General features: G+C 36.8%; 11 protein-coding genes. 6 read left to right on the top strand and 5 right to left on the bottom strand.

Annotated elements, in window-relative coordinates:
• Positions 1 to 43: 43 nt before the first annotated feature.
• The gene (trpS, locus tag G3A47_RS06615; RefSeq protein ID WP_166921394.1) at positions 44 to 1,021 is read right to left on the bottom strand and encodes a tryptophan--tRNA ligase; all 978 of its coding nucleotides are present in this window, start codon (positions 1,019 to 1,021) and stop codon (positions 44 to 46) included.
• Between the two features lie 262 nt (positions 1,022 to 1,283).
• Here trpS and G3A47_RS06610 point away from each other — a divergent pair, with 262 nt between their 5' ends.
• Complete coding sequence (locus tag G3A47_RS06610; RefSeq protein ID WP_166921393.1) at positions 1,284 to 2,030, top strand: lysophospholipid acyltransferase family protein; 747 nt, start codon at positions 1,284 to 1,286, stop codon at positions 2,028 to 2,030.
• Positions 2,031 to 2,402: 372 nt separating this feature from the next.
• On the opposite strand, the gene recA is transcribed toward G3A47_RS06610, so the two are convergent.
• The 4 genes from recA to G3A47_RS06590 all read right to left on the bottom strand — a co-directional run bounded on the left by recA (position 2,403) and on the right by G3A47_RS06590 (position 5,746).
• Entirely contained in the window at positions 2,403 to 3,410 is a 1,008-nt protein-coding gene (gene recA, locus G3A47_RS06605) for a recombinase RecA (protein WP_166921392.1), read from the bottom strand.
• 143 nt (positions 3,411 to 3,553) lie between these two features.
• Positions 3,554 to 4,063: an acyl-CoA thioesterase gene (locus G3A47_RS06600; protein ID WP_166921391.1), complete on the bottom strand. Its 510-nt coding sequence runs from the start codon at positions 4,061 to 4,063 to the stop codon at positions 3,554 to 3,556.
• A 143-nt stretch (positions 4,064 to 4,206) separates the two neighbouring features.
• On the bottom strand, positions 4,207 to 4,590 hold the full coding sequence (locus G3A47_RS06595; protein ID WP_166921390.1) for a DoxX family protein: 384 nt from the start codon (positions 4,588 to 4,590) through the stop codon (positions 4,207 to 4,209).
• 7 nt (positions 4,591 to 4,597) lie between these two features.
• Positions 4,598 to 5,746, bottom strand: a complete 1,149-nt coding sequence (locus G3A47_RS06590) for a DNA polymerase III subunit (protein WP_166921389.1) — start codon at positions 5,744 to 5,746, stop codon at positions 4,598 to 4,600.
• Positions 5,747 to 6,180: 434 nt separating this feature from the next.
• Here G3A47_RS06590 and G3A47_RS06585 point away from each other — a divergent pair, with 434 nt between their 5' ends.
• From G3A47_RS06585 to G3A47_RS06565, 5 genes are all read left to right on the top strand, one after another.
• On the top strand, positions 6,181 to 6,633 hold the full coding sequence (locus G3A47_RS06585; protein ID WP_166921388.1) for a hypothetical protein: 453 nt from the start codon (positions 6,181 to 6,183) through the stop codon (positions 6,631 to 6,633).
• Between the two features lie 374 nt (positions 6,634 to 7,007).
• Complete coding sequence (locus tag G3A47_RS06580) at positions 7,008 to 8,300, top strand: hypothetical protein (RefSeq protein ID WP_166921387.1); 1,293 nt, start codon at positions 7,008 to 7,010, stop codon at positions 8,298 to 8,300.
• A 100-nt stretch (positions 8,301 to 8,400) separates the two neighbouring features.
• Positions 8,401 to 8,820: a hypothetical protein gene (locus tag G3A47_RS06575; protein WP_243860394.1), complete on the top strand. Its 420-nt coding sequence runs from the start codon at positions 8,401 to 8,403 to the stop codon at positions 8,818 to 8,820.
• Positions 8,817 to 10,286: a gliding motility protein SprC gene (gene sprC, locus G3A47_RS06570; RefSeq protein ID WP_166921386.1), complete on the top strand. Its 1,470-nt coding sequence runs from the start codon at positions 8,817 to 8,819 to the stop codon at positions 10,284 to 10,286. The genes G3A47_RS06575 and sprC overlap by 4 nt, the downstream gene beginning before the upstream one ends.
• A 1-nt stretch (position 10,287) precedes the next feature.
• Positions 10,288 to 14,934, top strand: coding sequence for a PorP/SprF family type IX secretion system membrane protein (locus tag G3A47_RS06565; RefSeq protein ID WP_166921385.1), 4,647 nt, complete (start codon positions 10,288 to 10,290; stop codon positions 14,932 to 14,934).
• Positions 14,935 to 15,018: the final 84 nt, after the last annotated feature.

Here is a 15,018-nt window from a genome sequence, read left to right as displayed (position 1 = left end):
ACCGGACAGGTTATAAAAATCTGTCCGATTAAAAAAAGGTTAATTATAAGGCTTCAAAGCCTAGTTTTACTCTAGTGCGGTGTAGAACTTCATTGGCGATTACCGCTGCTTTGTCGGCTCCTTTTTTCAGCAATGCTTCCACTTCGTTAAGATTGTTGATATAGTAACTGTATTTTTCTCTTTCTGTCTTGAATTTTTCTGTGATTAATTCAAATAAAGCTTGTTTGGCATGACCGTAACCGTAATTTCCGCCTAAATAATTGGCTCTCATTTCGGCAAGTTGGTTTTCGTTTGCCAGCAAGGAATAGATGGCAAAAGCATTACAAGTATCTGGATTTTTCGGGTCCTCTAGAGGTGTACTATCTGTTTCGATACTCATTACCTGTTTGCGTAAAGTTTTGTCATCGACGAATATGTTGATTATATTATTGGCAGATTTACTCATTTTTCCTCCATTAGTTCCGGGAATCAACATACTGTCTTCTCGAATGATAGCTTCAGGAAGTACAAAGGTCTCTCCCATTTGGTGATTAAAACGAGAAGCTACATCACGAGTAATTTCAATATGTTGTGACTGATCTTTTCCTACAGGAACAAACTGTGCGTCGTACAATAAAATATCGGCAGCCATTAACATCGGGTAAGTAAAAAGTCCAGCGTTTACATCGTCTAAACGACCCGCCTTATCTTTGAAAGAATGTGCCAATGTCAGACGTTGGAAAGGAAAAAAACAGCTTAAATACCAAGTCAGTTCAGTTGTTTGAGTTACATCAGACTGTCTGTAAAAAGTAACTTTGTCGGGATTTAAACCACAGGCCAACCAAGCGGCTGCGGTACTGTAGGTGTTTTCTCTTAATGTTTTACCATCTTTTATTTGTGTAATTGAATGCAAATCAGCAATAAAAAAGAAAGATTCGTTTGCCGGATTGTTAGATAATTCAATTGCAGGAATAATTGCTCCCAGTAAGTTGCCTAAATGTGGTGTTCCTGTACTCTGAACACCGGTAAGTATTTTTGTCATTCTCGTTTTTTCTTAATCGCGAAGATTACTTTGTTTAAGCGCAAAATTCGCAAGATTTATTGTTGTTTTTGACCGCAAAGTTCACAGGATTTTTTAACCGCAAAGCTCGCAATGTTCATTATTTGTTTTGACCCTAAAGATCGTAAAGTTTACTAATTGTTTAAAACGCAAAGTTCGCAAAGTTTTTTACAACGGCTACAAAGTTTTTGCGAAAATAAATTCTTTTATAATAAATCCTCTTCGATTTATTACTTTTGAAACCATGAAAGTAATAAAAATTGTTTTTTGGGTCTTTTGGCGCATTTGGTTTTATATCTTAATGGCCATTCCAATATTGATTATGTTGCCATTTTTACTGGCTTCTATTATAACCGAAAAGGGTTATCCGTATTTTTTTAAAATGGCCCGAATATGGGCGAAATTCATCCTTTATGGAATGGGATTTTATTATAAAATTAAACGGGAAGAAAAGCTTATAAAAGGTAAAAGTTATATGATTGTTGCCAATCATACTTCAATGACAGACATTATGTTAATGCTGGCAATTATTAAAAATCCGTTTGTTTTTGTTGGTAAAAAAGAGCTTGTAAAGATCCCGTTGTTTGGTTTCTTCTACAAAAGAACCTGCATTTTGGTCGACAGAAATTCATCGAAGAGTAAAAATGATGTTTTCAAACGAGCTCAAAATCGTCTAAATCAAGGATTAAGTATCTGCATTTTTCCTGAAGGCGGGGTGCCGGATGACGAATCGATTTTGCTTGATGAGTTTAAAGATGGTGCATTCAGATTGGCGATAGACCATCAGATTCCAATTGTTCCGATTGTTTTTGCTGATAATAAGGAGCGATTTTCGTACACTTTTTTGAGCGGAAGTCCTGGTAGAATGAGAGGTAAAATATTACCGTTTATAGAAACAAAAGGACTTACTGGTGAAAACAGAAAAGAGCTTAGAGATCAGGTAAGAAATTTGATTTACAATCAATTACTGGAATTTAAGAAAGGAGAATAAAAGTAAAAAAGCATTAAAATATTAAACCCGGCATGGAGTATGAGACCTGCCGGGTTTTCTTTTGAATTTAAAACCCCTTTTATATTCAAAATCTTATCTAAAATATTTTTATCCAAACTGAAAAGCATTACTTTTTTACAACCTTTTCGATTACTTTACGATTTTTACTTCGCACTTTTTATCCAGGTTTTTAGAGTACTAATGCTTGAAAATTAGTCTTTTGACTTATCAAGAGACAACATTACATTTATATAGATGATAAAAAAGGAAAAGGGTTGCGTAAAGAATTTATTTTTTTTCGATTTTTTTTAAAAAATAAACCCGACAGGGTTTTTGAATCTGTCGGGTCCGGATAAAAAGAGTATATTATAATTAAGCGTTAGCTAAATCTTTTATGTATGCTTTAATTTTAGCCTCTAATTCATCAGCCAATTCCGGATTATCTTTAATTAAAGATTTTACAGCATCACGTCCCTGACCTAATTTTGTGTCGCCATAGCTGAACCATGATCCTGCTTTTTTAACGATCTCAAATTCAACGGCTAAATCTAAAATTTCTCCGGTTTTTGAAACCCCTTCGCCATACATTATGTCAAATTCGGCAGTTTTAAAAGGTGGAGCTACTTTGTTTTTAATGATTTTTACTTTGGTTCTGTTTCCGATTACGTTCTCTCCGTCTTTAATTTGTGACGAACGACGAATGTCAATACGCACAGAAGCGTAGAATTTTAAGGCGTTACCACCCGTTGTTGTTTCCGGATTTCCAAACATCACACCAATTTTCTCTCTCAACTGGTTGATGAAGAAAACAGTACAGTTTGTTTTGCTGATCGTACCTGTTAATTTTCTTAATGCCTGCGACATTAAACGAGCGTGAAGACCCATTTTAGAATCTCCCATTTCTCCTTCAATTTCACTTTTTGGAGTCAAGGCTGCAACCGAGTCAATTACCACAATATCAATTGCTCCCGAACGAATCAGGTTTTCTGCAATTTCTAAAGCTTGCTCTCCATTGTCCGGTTGAGAAATAATTAAATTTTCGATGTCTACACCCAGTTTTTCAGCATAATTTCTGTCGAAAGCATGCTCAGCATCGATAAAAGCAGCAATTCCACCAGCTTTTTGAGCTTCAGCAATAGCGTGTAAGGTTAATGTGGTCTTACCAGACGATTCTGGTCCGTATATTTCAATAATTCTTCCTTTTGGGTAACCATTTACCCCAAGAGCTAAATCAACACCAAGAGAGCCCGAAGAAATGGTTTCTACCTCTACAATGGCTTTGTCGCCCATTTTCATTACGGTTCCTTTTCCGTATGTTTTATCAAGTTTGTCAAGCGTAAGTTGTAGCGCTTTTAATTTGGCATCTTTGTCTGAACTCATCTTTTCTTTCGTCTAAATTGTTATAATTTTTTCCTTTTCAAAGCCAATCAGAAACGCAAATAACGTTCTGATTTAGATTTGTATGGGCTTGTAATTTTGTAAAAATACTTCTTTTTTTCGAAGTTACAATGTTGTTTTTATTGCTATAAAAACAAGGCTTTTAGTTCGGTTGCTTCCTCGGGTTTTATTTTTCCGGCAAGCAATAAACTCAACTGTTTACGGCGTAAAGCAGCATCGTAACGTTGTTTTTCAAGTTCGGTTTCAGGTTCGATAGCCGGAACTTCTACCGGTCTTCCGGTATCGTCTACAGCAACAAAGGTATAAATGGCTTCATTAGCTTTTGTTCTGTTTCCTGATTCGCGATCTTCAACCCAAACGTCTATAAAAACTTCCATTGAACTTTTGAACGAACGGGATACTTTTGCTTCAACAGTAACAACACTGCCTAAAGAAATTGCTCTGTTGAAAGCAACGTGATTTACAGAAGCCGTAACGACAATTCGGCGTGAATGTCTTCGTGCTGCAATACTTGCTGCGCGATCCATTCGGGCTAAAAGTTCACCACCAAAAAGGTTATTCAAGGGATTTGTTTCGCTTGGCAAAACTAAATCGGTTAAAATAGTCAGAGATTCTGCAGGATGTTTTGATTTCATTTTTTTAATGTAAAAAATTATTTTTTGTCATGTTTTTACCACGTTTTTTCAATTTTTTTCCGCTTTTAATTTCCGGAAATAATAAAGTCTGTGGTTTGTTTTTTGCCTGTTCTCAGACATTATGTAAAATAGAACAAGTCGGATTAATTTAACCAGTAAACCGCCATAACAGCTGGAATAAAATAGATAACAATGGTTCTTGCTCCATCATAATCTTTCGCTAATCGTTGACCGAAAAGCATCATTAACAAGGAAATACAAGAAAAAATAGCACCGTATAAACCAAATTCACGGCCGCTGTCTGTTAACAATTGTATGACACCAACGACACATAAAATTCCCGAAATTAATTCTAAAATCAAAAGGTGAAGTAAGGCGAGTGGAACTTGATTTTTTAAGATTGTTTTAGAAAAATGTTCCTTTAACCAGGAGACATTATCTTTCCAGTAGAAAATTTTTTCGTAGCCGGATTGCAAAAAGGTTAAGGCCAAAAAAACCAACAGTAAAATTGTGGCAGTATTGTTCATTAGCAAGTTATTTTTTATGAATTAAACGTGTGAGTTTTATAGATAAATCTGTTAAAATTATTTTTGCATTTCCATTACGTTCAATATGATACATCGCATCCGAAAGTTCTTTGAAAATGTCATGTATGTTGTTTCCGTTTACAAATGGAGCAAAATTTTCGAGTTTGAATTTATCCACTTTTGGCTCGATATAAACCAGACTTGGAGTCTGATAATTCAGTAAAAGAGCCTGACGGAACATTTCAATGCAATATTGAATAAATTTCTTCTGACTTTCTCGTCCAAGGGCGGCTATTTCTTCGCTCCAGGAAATTAAGTCCTGAATGGCAGCGGCATTACCTTTGGCTCTGAAGGCAGCACGAACCCAATTGACAAACCACTGTTCAAAAGGATATTCCGAGTCATCTTCTTTGAGTAAAGAAAGCGCCTTGTTAAAATTTCCCTGCGCCTGATGTGCAATTTTAAAAGCTAAATTAGAATCGACATTTTCTTGAGAAACGAGCGCTTCGGCAATCACTTTTTCAGGCAATCCGTTAAAATGAATAACCTGACAACGAGACCGTATGGTTTGAATTATATCCTCTTCATTTTCAGAAATCAATATAAAAATGGTTCTGTCGGAAGGCTCCTCTAAAAGTTTTAACAGTTTATTTGAGGCAGCGATATTCATTTTATCGGCCATCCAGATAATCATAATTTTGTAACCGCCTTCGTACGACTTTAAGGCTAGTGATTTTAAAACTTCCTGTGCGTCTTCGACTCTTATTTCACCCTGTTTGTTTTGAACACCCAAAATTTTATACCAGTCGAATAAACCTCCGTAAGGCATTTCTTGTATAAAGGAACGCCAATCCTGAATAAAATCTAAACTTTTGGGTTTCGTTTTTACATCTTCGGTGGTGACTGTGGGATAAATAAAATGGAGATCGGGATGTGAAATGTTTTGGAATTTTAGATTACAGGAATCATTTCCATTTGAGTTTTCATCACCGGTATTGTTACATAAAATGTATTGCGCATAGGCAATAGCAGTTGATAAAGTACCACTTCCTTCCGGCCCGACAAACAATTGTGCGTGCGGAATTCTTCCGGAAGATGCACTTTTTATCAAGTGACTTTTGATGTAATCTTGACCTAAAATTTGAGAAAATTGCATGTAGCAAAGATAGCAGAAAATGATATAGTCAAAAATTTTCGGAATTAAAGATTAATGATGTTTCTGTTTTTTATTTAAGTGGGTAGTGTTTTGTTAAAATGTTTACATTTTTTTGCTCATCTTTTGTTAGCACTGGGGTGATTTGATGAGATATTAAGAGTTTTTTGTTAATAGTTTTTCGAAGATTATTGAAAAGGTATCTTTTTTTTACTTACAATAATGCGTAAAGAATTTAAATAGATAATCAAATTCCTACAAATTTATATTTTAACAAAATTAACAAAAAACTCGGCAAAAGGCATATTTTCTCGACATACAGCAGTTTACGGATGGAATTCGAAGCTTTAATTTTCAAAAAAGAAAACATTAAAGTTGCGATTTAACATAATTTATATATTTTTGTTTTCATCAACAACCAATTTTAATAAGAATCTATGAAAGGGAAAATTATTTTTTTAAGTTTATTTTGTTTAATGACAACTGGAGCAGTTTCTGCCCAGGCTAAGAATGCTCCTAGAAGTATAATCAGTACAACAGCGCTTATTCGTAAGTATCACGATCAAAAAGAATTGAGTGGTATGCAAAAAGGTGAACTTTTGGAACTGTATATCGAGCGTATTAAAGTATTAGTTAAAACTCTCCCTTACATTGCATTGGTGACTAAGCCAGGTGTTACGATGGCAGACTTAGGTATTCCGGACGATAGTGAGCACAAAAAAGTGTTGGATTCTCAGGCAACTGGAACAGCTACATTTTTGGACACTACAGTTGAATTCCAAAGAAAAATGATGCCGTATTCTGACAAAGGAAATCTAATTGCAGCTATTTTATTTTACGAAAGCACATTAAAATCTTTACATGAGTTCAATGAATTGAACGAAATGTAGTATTTTAAAATTTCTGAAATCTTTAATTTAAAGTCTTTACTTGTTAAATTGCTGATATTCTGGCTATTATAAATTAAAACAACTCGGTTGTAAGTTTGTATAAGGCAAATATTAATTTTTTAAGTCTCTTTGCAAAGAGAAATGAGGAGTTTTAGTACTGTAAAACAGTTTACTTTTAGTCTTTATCTGAGCCAGAGATAAAACAATGTAAAACTTTTAGTAATTGAAGTTTTCATAAAATTTTCAAAGTAGAAGTATAAATAACAACTCGTTCTCGAAGAATCCTGACCACAATCAGATAATTCGAGATGAGTTTTTATCATATTTACGCATACGCATACCCAAATTTATTATTAACGTAATACCCCCTTATCATGAAAAAAATTACTCAAATCATCTGCATCCTTTTGACAGTAACCAGTATGAGTGCTCAACAAGAGAAAGGAATTATGGGCTACAACAATTGGTTGAATAACTGGACCGAATTTAAGCCTAACAAAGTTGACTATGGAGAACCAAATCAAATTTTAGCAGGAAATATCTCTGTTAATACAAAATTGATGAAGAGGAATATCTATGTTTTGCAAGGAAACGTTTATGTTACTAACAATGCAGTTTTGACAATTGAACCTGGTACGTTAATCATTGGTGATTTCGAAACTAAAGGAACATTGGTAGTTACAAAAGGAGCATCAATTATCGCAGACGGTTTAGAAACAGATCCTATTGTATTTACTTCAAACCGTAGCCAGAAAAAAGCTGGTGATTGGGGAGGACTTGTAATTCTTGGTGATTCTCCAATTAATAAGTTTGGAAACGCCGGTTCTTACAACCTTGATCTTGATCCAACTCTTACTACTTACGGTGGTGATAATGTGGCTAGTAATTCAGGAATTTTAAGATTTGTTAGAATCGAATTTGCCGGTAAAAAAGTAAAAGGATTAGATTCTTTCAATGGATTAACTGTTGCTGGTGCCGGAAATAAAACGATAATTGAAAATGTAATGGTTAGCTACTCAGGAGGTAATTCATTTGCTTTCTATGGTGGAGATATAAACGCTACTAAATTGGTTTCTTATAAATCAATTAATGATGATTTTAAATTCACACAAGGAGTTCAATGTCGTTTATACAATTCATTAGCAATCAGATCTTCTTATTTGTCTAGTACTAAAGACGGATCTCGTTGTATGGAAGTAAGAACTTACGACAAGAAAAGCGAAACAGATTTTACTAAAAAACCTACTTTAGTTGTTGCTTCAAACATTACAATGCTTAACGATAGTGAAAATATTAAAGCGGATATCCAGTCTGGTTTAGTAAAAGAAGCTATTTATGTGGCAGAAACTGCATCACTTGAAATGAAACGTAGCGTTATCTCCGGATTTAATCCTGCTGTATTATTAGACAGTAAAACAGAGATTAATGATGCCAATCTTAAAAAAATCAGATTTGAAGAAATGTATTTTAACCTTTGTAACGGAAATATCTTTACAGAATACAATTCTAACAATGAAGATTTAGAAAGCTGGTATGGAAATAGCGTGTTTTTTAACGTGTATTCACAAAGTGATAACAAAGAGACATTTATTGACATCTTTAACCCAAAGAAACCTGATTTTAGACTACAATTAGGAAAGATTACAGCTTCTAGCGGAAACAGATAGATAAGACATAGATTTTTATTTCAGAGCGTAAATTTTATTAATTAAGTCCCCAGACACAATTTATGTATTCGTCTTAAATCGGACTCAAATAAAGATCATAATGATGACCCCAACAATAAAAAAATATTTTACTTGTATAATATTTTTGGCTTTGCCTATGACGTTAAGTCTATATGCACAAAGTACTATAGAAGAACCTACTTTTTCCGTACTGAATAAATGTAAAAAGACAGCGTCAATGCTTGACCAAAACATAGATATAGCTGAGCGACGTATCAGCCAATTAGATACTGATTCTAATCAGTTTATAGAAGGGCTATCCATCCCCAAGGATAGCCTTACTACAACTGGTCAGAACAATCTGATTACTTCTAAATGCGAAGAAAATTCATCAATAGCTGCTACTTATTCGGTTCTTGCAAAAGATATTATTGAGAATTACAGATATGACTTTTCAGAATCATTTATAAACATTTTGTTTTTTGAAGATATAGATTTAGCCAGAACACGCACTATATGATTCAAAAAACTACTCTGATTATTACCAAATTCTTTCTTTTATTTGGCATGTTGTTCTATGCCAAATCGGGCTTGTATGCCCAAACGAAAGTTGTAAACCCACAAATCCTGTCTTTTGATAGGATTTGTGCAGGTACGGTACACAATGAATACAATGCAACTTTTACGTATAGTGGATTTCCGGCAGGGACAGAGTTTACGGTGGAATTATCTACCGATAATTTTGTAACCGTAATTCCTGCAAATACAATTTTGCCTATACTGAATGATGCGCCTAATCAGAAAACAATAAAATTTGCGGTTCCTTCTACTCTTAAGGGATCTGATACTTATAGTCTTCGAGTTTCAACTGCCGGTTTTTCAAGCGGTAAATTTACTTCATTTGATCATAAAACGGCTTTTCCAATTTATTTTAAAGCGCATGACAATCAGTATACGATAAATGATTTTAAAGGAACAGCTACTTTTTGTTCCGGAGGAAGTTATTTATTAACGATTGATGCTGATCGAGCAGATCCGGCAAATGATTCTCCATTGAAGTATAATTTTTTAACCTATAACTGGTATAAAGATAATGGTGTTTCTGTGCCTCCAACTTTAGTTGCAGCGGCAACTGGTCCTAGTTACAGTGTGACTGCAGAGGGGGTTTATTATGTAGAAACGAATTACGGAACTTGTAGCTCTGAATCGTACTCCAATCGTGTAACGGTTTCTTCATCAGGTTCGGGTTCTGCAGTGACAGTAACCTCAAGTTTAGGAAATCCATTTTGCGCCAGCGGAGCAGGTACAGTTTTGACTGCTACCTCCGGAAACAGTTATGTATGGAGTAAAGATGGTAAAGTACTGGCAGGACAGACAGCTCGTTTTATTAATGCAAACGAAAGCGGAGTTTATTCTGTTGCAGTAGATTTTGGTGGTTGTGTGGCTAACGGAAGTATCAATTTAAAAAGCAATAGTTTTGACGCAAGTATTGATGTTGCTGATGTCTATAAACTGAAAGAAGGTGAAACATTAAAAGTTTCTATAACCTCAGATGCTACGAATCCAACTTACGAATGGTACCTAAACAATAATCTTATCGCTGGTGCAACCACAGATACCTATCAGATAGCGGTAAGAGGTAATTACAGAGCAAAGATCTCTCAATCTTCGGGCTGTATCTCTTCTAAAGAATTTGCATTTAGAATTACTTCTGATTTAGATCCAAAAACGGAACTTATTTCGAATATTGTGAAACTAGGGGGGAATTCTCCTTACTGGAATATTCCGGATATATACAAAACGCCCAATACAAAAATTACAATTTTGAGTTCAAACGGAGAAGTGATGTTTGATGATGTCGGAAGTAATTACGATCCTGAACTCAATTCGTTTATAAAAGATTTTAAAAATGTTAATCCTGTATATTACTACGTCATTAAATCAGACACCGGTGAGAAAAAAGGATCAATAACTGTGATAAAATAATATGAAGAAAATTTTACTATTCATAACGTTATTTTACGGTTTTTCAAATAGACTCTATTCACAAGATGCAGCTGCTCCTGAGAATGGAGTTGTTTCGTTTTCGTTACCGATAAGAAATTCTTTAAAGTTTAACAGATACTTAATCAACCCGGCATTTAGTTTTGTACGTGAGCAAAATGCTTACATAAGTTTTTATAATAAAAGACAATGGACTCAGTTCGAGAACGCGCCGAATACCTATTTGTTTGGTTATTCGGGACGTTTTAGAGAGAATGAAGCTTTTGCTTTTGGACTTTTTCAACAAAATTATGGCTTAATGACGGTATTTGGCGGAGTTGGAAACTTTGCGCACAATATCGTTTTGCAAGAAGACAGTAACCTGACTTTTGGTTTAAACGCCGGCGTATATCAAAGCGGTTTAAACAAAGGAAAGATTGTTTCGGATGATCCGGATGTTTTAAACGGAGATTATCCTTCAAATACGCTGCTTACGATAAATCCGGGTATTAATTACGGTACTGCATTTCTTGATTTTGGAGTGTCTGTAAATAATTTAATTCTGTACAATTTTGGTTCAGGAGTGGTAAAAGAAGATCCAGAAAGAGCGATCGAATTACATGCTATGTATACGGGTTATATAGATGCTTATGGTTTTTTTGACAGAAGTAAATTTTCGGGACTTATAAAAACAGAAGTTAAACAAGATAAAACGGTTATTTCGGGACTTGCTATGGTTGCCATTCCAAAAGGAGTTTGGGCACAGGCGGGTTATAATTCGTTATATGGAGTTTCAGCGGGTCTTGGTGTTAATATTTCACCGAGCATTGCTATTGAATACAATTATGAAAGAGGAATGGGTAATCTTTCTAATTTAGGAGGTTCCCATGAATTTGCTATTGCCTATAAATTTAAGAACAGAAACTATTATTATGGTGATGATGAAGAAGGCTCTTTAATTGATCCTTCAAAATCTAAACCGGTAATAGCTAAAAAGACTACAGCTTCTACAGCTCCGGTAACAAGAGTGAGCGGTGCTGAAAAAGCAAAGTTAGCTGCTGAGGCTAAGGCTAAAGCAGATGCAGAGGCACAACAAGCAAGACTTGCTGCAGCCGAAAAAGTTCGTGCAGATGCAGAAGCTGCTGCAAAAGCGAGATTAGCAGCAGATACTAAAGCCAAAGCCGATGCTGAGGCCTTAAAAATAAGATTAGCGGCAGATGCTAAAGCGAAAGCTGATGCAGAAGCTGCTGCAAGAGCAAAAACAGCTGTGGCCAGAACTACAGCTAAGCCGGCTGCACCTCAAAAAACAGCCGCACAATTAGCGGCAGATAAATCGAGAGCCGATGCCGAAGCTGTTGCAAAAGCAAGATTAGCTGCTGCCAAAGCCAAAGCCGATGCGGAAGGAGCAGCGAAAGCAAAAACGACTACACCAGCTGTACCTCAAAAAACAGCCGCACAATTAGCTGCAGATAAGGCTAAAGCCGATGCCGAAGCTGCTGCGAAAGCAAGATTAGCAGCAGATACTAAAGCAAAAGCAGATGCAGAAGCTTTAAGAATTAAATTAGCAGCCGATGCTAAAGCTAAAGCAGACGCAGCGGAAGCTAAACGTAAAGCCGATGCTAAAGCGAAAGCAGAAGCAGCAGATTTACAGTCCATCTTAGCGGCTGATGCTAAAGCAAAAGCAGATTCTGATGCCCTTCAGGCCAGACTAGCAGCAGAAGCCAAAGCGAAAGCTGCAGCAGCTGCAAAAACAAAGGCTAGTATAGATGCTGCAAACAAAGCAAAACTGGCAGCTGATGCCAAAGCAAAAGCAGCAGAAGAGGCAGCTTTAAAAGAAAAATTAGCAGCAGAAGCAAAAATTAAAGCCGATGCAGAAGCGAGACAAGCAAGACTTGCAGCAGATGCCAAAGCCAAAGCCGATGCAGAAGCGTTGAAAATAAAATTAGCTGCTGATGCTAAGGCTAAAGCCGATGCGGAAGCACTAGAAGCAAAATTGGCAGCAGAGGCTAAAATTAAAGCTGATGCCGAAGCCTTACAAGCTAAGTTAGCTGCTGATGCAAAAGCTAAAGCTGATGCAGAAGCGTTGAAAGTAAAATTAGCAGCAGATGCTAAAGCGAAAGCTGATGCCGAAGCACTACAGGCTAAGCTAGCAGCAGAAGCTAAAGCGAAAGCCGATGCGGAAGCACTACAAGCTAAGTTAGCAGCAGATGCCAAAGCGAAAGCTGATGCTGAAGCACTACAAGCTAAGTTAGCAGCAGATGCCAAAGCCAAAGCCGATGCCGAAGCACTACAAGCTAAGTTAGCAGCAGAAGCTAAAGCGAAAGCTGATGCCGAAGCACTACAAGCTAAGCTAGCAGCGGAAGCTAAAGCCAAAGCTGATGCGGAAGCACTACAAGCTAAATTAGCAGCAGAAGCTAAAGCCAAAGCTGATGCTGAAGCACTACAAGCTAAGTTAGCAGCGGAAGCTAAAGCCAAAGCCGATGCCGAAGCACTACAAGCTAAGTTAGCAGCAGAAGCTAAAGCCAAAGCCGATGCGGAAGCACTACAAGCTAAGTTAGCAGCAGAAGCTAAAGCGAAAGCTGATGCCGAAGCGCTACAAGTTAAGTTAGCAGCAGAAGCTAAAGCCAAAGCTGATGCCGAAGCGCTACAAGCTAAGTTAGCAGCAGAAGCTAAAGCCAAAGCTGATGCGGAAGCACTACAAGCTAAGTTAGCAGCAGAAGCTAAAGCCAAAGCCGATGCGGAAGCACTACAAACTAAGTTAGCAGCAGAAGCTAAAGCGAAAGCTGATGCCGAAGCACTACAAGCTAAGTTAGCAGCCGACGCCAAAGCCAAAGCCGATATGGAAGCCTTACAAGCTAAGTTATTGGCAGATGCTAAAGTTAAAGCTGATGCAGAAGCTACTGCTAAAGCACAAGCTGATGCAGAAGCTAAAAAATTGCAATTAGCAGAAGAAGAGCGTCAAGCGAAATTAGCAGCAGAGGCCAAAGCCAAAGCTGATGCAGAAGCACTACAAGCTAAGTTAGCAGCAGAAGCTAAAGCCAAAGCCGATGCCGAAGCACTACAAGCGAAATCAGCAGCCGATGCCAAAGCCAAAGCTGATTCTGATGCCCTTCAGGCCAGACTAGCAGCAGAAGCTAAAGCCAAAGCTGACGCAGAAGCCTTACAAGCGAAATTAGCAGCCGATGCCAAAGCTAAAGCTGATGCAGAAGCCTTACAAGCTAAGTTAGCAGCTGACGCCAAAGCCAAAGCTGACGCAGAAGCCTTACAAGCGAAATTAGCAGCCGATGTCAAAGCTAAAGCTGATGCAGAAGCCTTACAAGCGAAATTAGCAGCCGACGCCAAAGCTAAAGCTGACGCAGAAGCTTTACAAGCGAAATTAGCAGCCGACGCCAAAGCCAAAGCTGATGCAGAAGCCTTACAAGCGAAATTAGCAGCCGATGCCAAAGCTAAAGCTGATGCAGAAGCCTTACAAGCTAAGTTAGCAGCCGACGCCAAAGCCAAAGCTGATGCAGAAGCCTTACAAGCAAAATTGGCTGCAGATGCTAAAGCAAAAGCAGATATGGAAGCAGCGCAAGCTAAGTTATTAGCAGATGCAAGAGCTAAAGCCGATGCAGAAGCAAATGAAAAATTGAAAGCTGAAGAAGAAACAAGACAATTAAAACTGGCTGAAGAAGCACGTGAGGCTAAATTATTGGCAGATGCCAAAGCTAAAGCCGATGCAGAAGCATTACAAGCAAAATTAGCTGCAGATGCAGCTGCTGCAAAAGCTGCTTCAGCACCAAAAGATGATACAGCAAAAGCGATTGATAATTTAACACAGTCTCTGGACGTGTCAGGTAAAACGCAGAGTGATTTATTGGCACAGTTTAATGCAACGGTAGCAAACAAACAAAAAGACCTTGATGACTTAAGAGAAGAGAATGACTTAAGTGACAAAGGAATTTATAAAGAGCCAAAACCGTTTAAAAGTGTTGCCGCCGAAAACAGTCAGTTAGAAGCTTTAAAAACACAATTGGCTGATGCAAACAGAATACAAAAAGACGAGATTGCTAAACTGACTAATTTGTATAACGAAAGGCTTAAAAAAGTGCCAAATAAAAATGATGCTTTAAACAAAGCTTATTTGGAGAAAATAAATCAGTTGAAAGCAGCTCAACTTAAAATGGAACAGGATAGTGCCGCTTTACTTGCCAATTTAGAGCGTATTAAAGCAGAAACTGAGATTGAGAAAAAACGTAGAATTAAGCGTGCAGCATATGAGAATGATCAAGGAAGATATGAACAGGATCTGGCAGCTCTTAAACGTATAAAAGAAACAACAAAAATAAGTAGTACACCATTAACCGCAAGTGATTTTGATTTTGGAGAAGATCAGTCAAACATGCAGATTATTAAGAATATTAAAAATTCTGAAAACGGGTATTATCTAATTGTTGCAGTTCACAGAAGTGCTGAAAAGAGGGATGAATTCCTTGCAAAAGCAGTTGCTTCGGGAGTTTCAAATATTAATTTCTTTTACAATGTGACGACAAGTAAATATTACATTTATTACGATAAATTCGATGGATTACCGGAGGCTCAAAAAGCTTTGGAATCTAAAGGAAACAAACCATATAATGGCAAAATGGTGATCGCAAAAGTGGAGAATTAATATCAATTAAAAGTTGGGTCTTTCTTAAAAAGGGAGAAGGACATAAATAATAAAATTTTAGAATACTAATTATTTTTATTCGCT

The organism is Flavobacterium poyangense, from assembly GCF_011751075.1.
Classification (GTDB): Bacteria; Bacteroidota; Bacteroidia; order Flavobacteriales; family Flavobacteriaceae; genus Flavobacterium; species Flavobacterium poyangense.
Note: the sequence above shows the minus strand (reverse complement) of the source record. Positions and strands in the feature narration are given on the sequence as shown.

Coding starts and splice junctions, on each gene's coding strand:
- trpS (WP_166921394.1), bottom strand. CDS start 1,021: ATGACAAAAATACTTACCGGTGTTCAGAGTACAGGAACACCACATTTA.
- G3A47_RS06610 (WP_166921393.1), top strand. CDS start 1,284: ATGAAAGTAATAAAAATTGTTTTTTGGGTCTTTTGGCGCATTTGGTTT.
- recA (WP_166921392.1), bottom strand. CDS start 3,410: ATGAGTTCAGACAAAGATGCCAAATTAAAAGCGCTACAACTTACGCTT.
- G3A47_RS06600 (WP_166921391.1), bottom strand. CDS start 4,063: ATGAAATCAAAACATCCTGCAGAATCTCTGACTATTTTAACCGATTTA.
- G3A47_RS06595 (WP_166921390.1), bottom strand. CDS start 4,590: ATGAACAATACTGCCACAATTTTACTGTTGGTTTTTTTGGCCTTAACC.
- G3A47_RS06590 (WP_166921389.1), bottom strand. CDS start 5,746: ATGCAATTTTCTCAAATTTTAGGTCAAGATTACATCAAAAGTCACTTG.
- G3A47_RS06585 (WP_166921388.1), top strand. CDS start 6,181: ATGAAAGGGAAAATTATTTTTTTAAGTTTATTTTGTTTAATGACAACT.
- G3A47_RS06580 (WP_166921387.1), top strand. CDS start 7,008: ATGAAAAAAATTACTCAAATCATCTGCATCCTTTTGACAGTAACCAGT.
- G3A47_RS06575 (WP_243860394.1), top strand. CDS start 8,401: ATGATGACCCCAACAATAAAAAAATATTTTACTTGTATAATATTTTTG.
- sprC (WP_166921386.1), top strand. CDS start 8,817: ATGATTCAAAAAACTACTCTGATTATTACCAAATTCTTTCTTTTATTT.
- G3A47_RS06565 (WP_166921385.1), top strand. CDS start 10,288: ATGAAGAAAATTTTACTATTCATAACGTTATTTTACGGTTTTTCAAAT.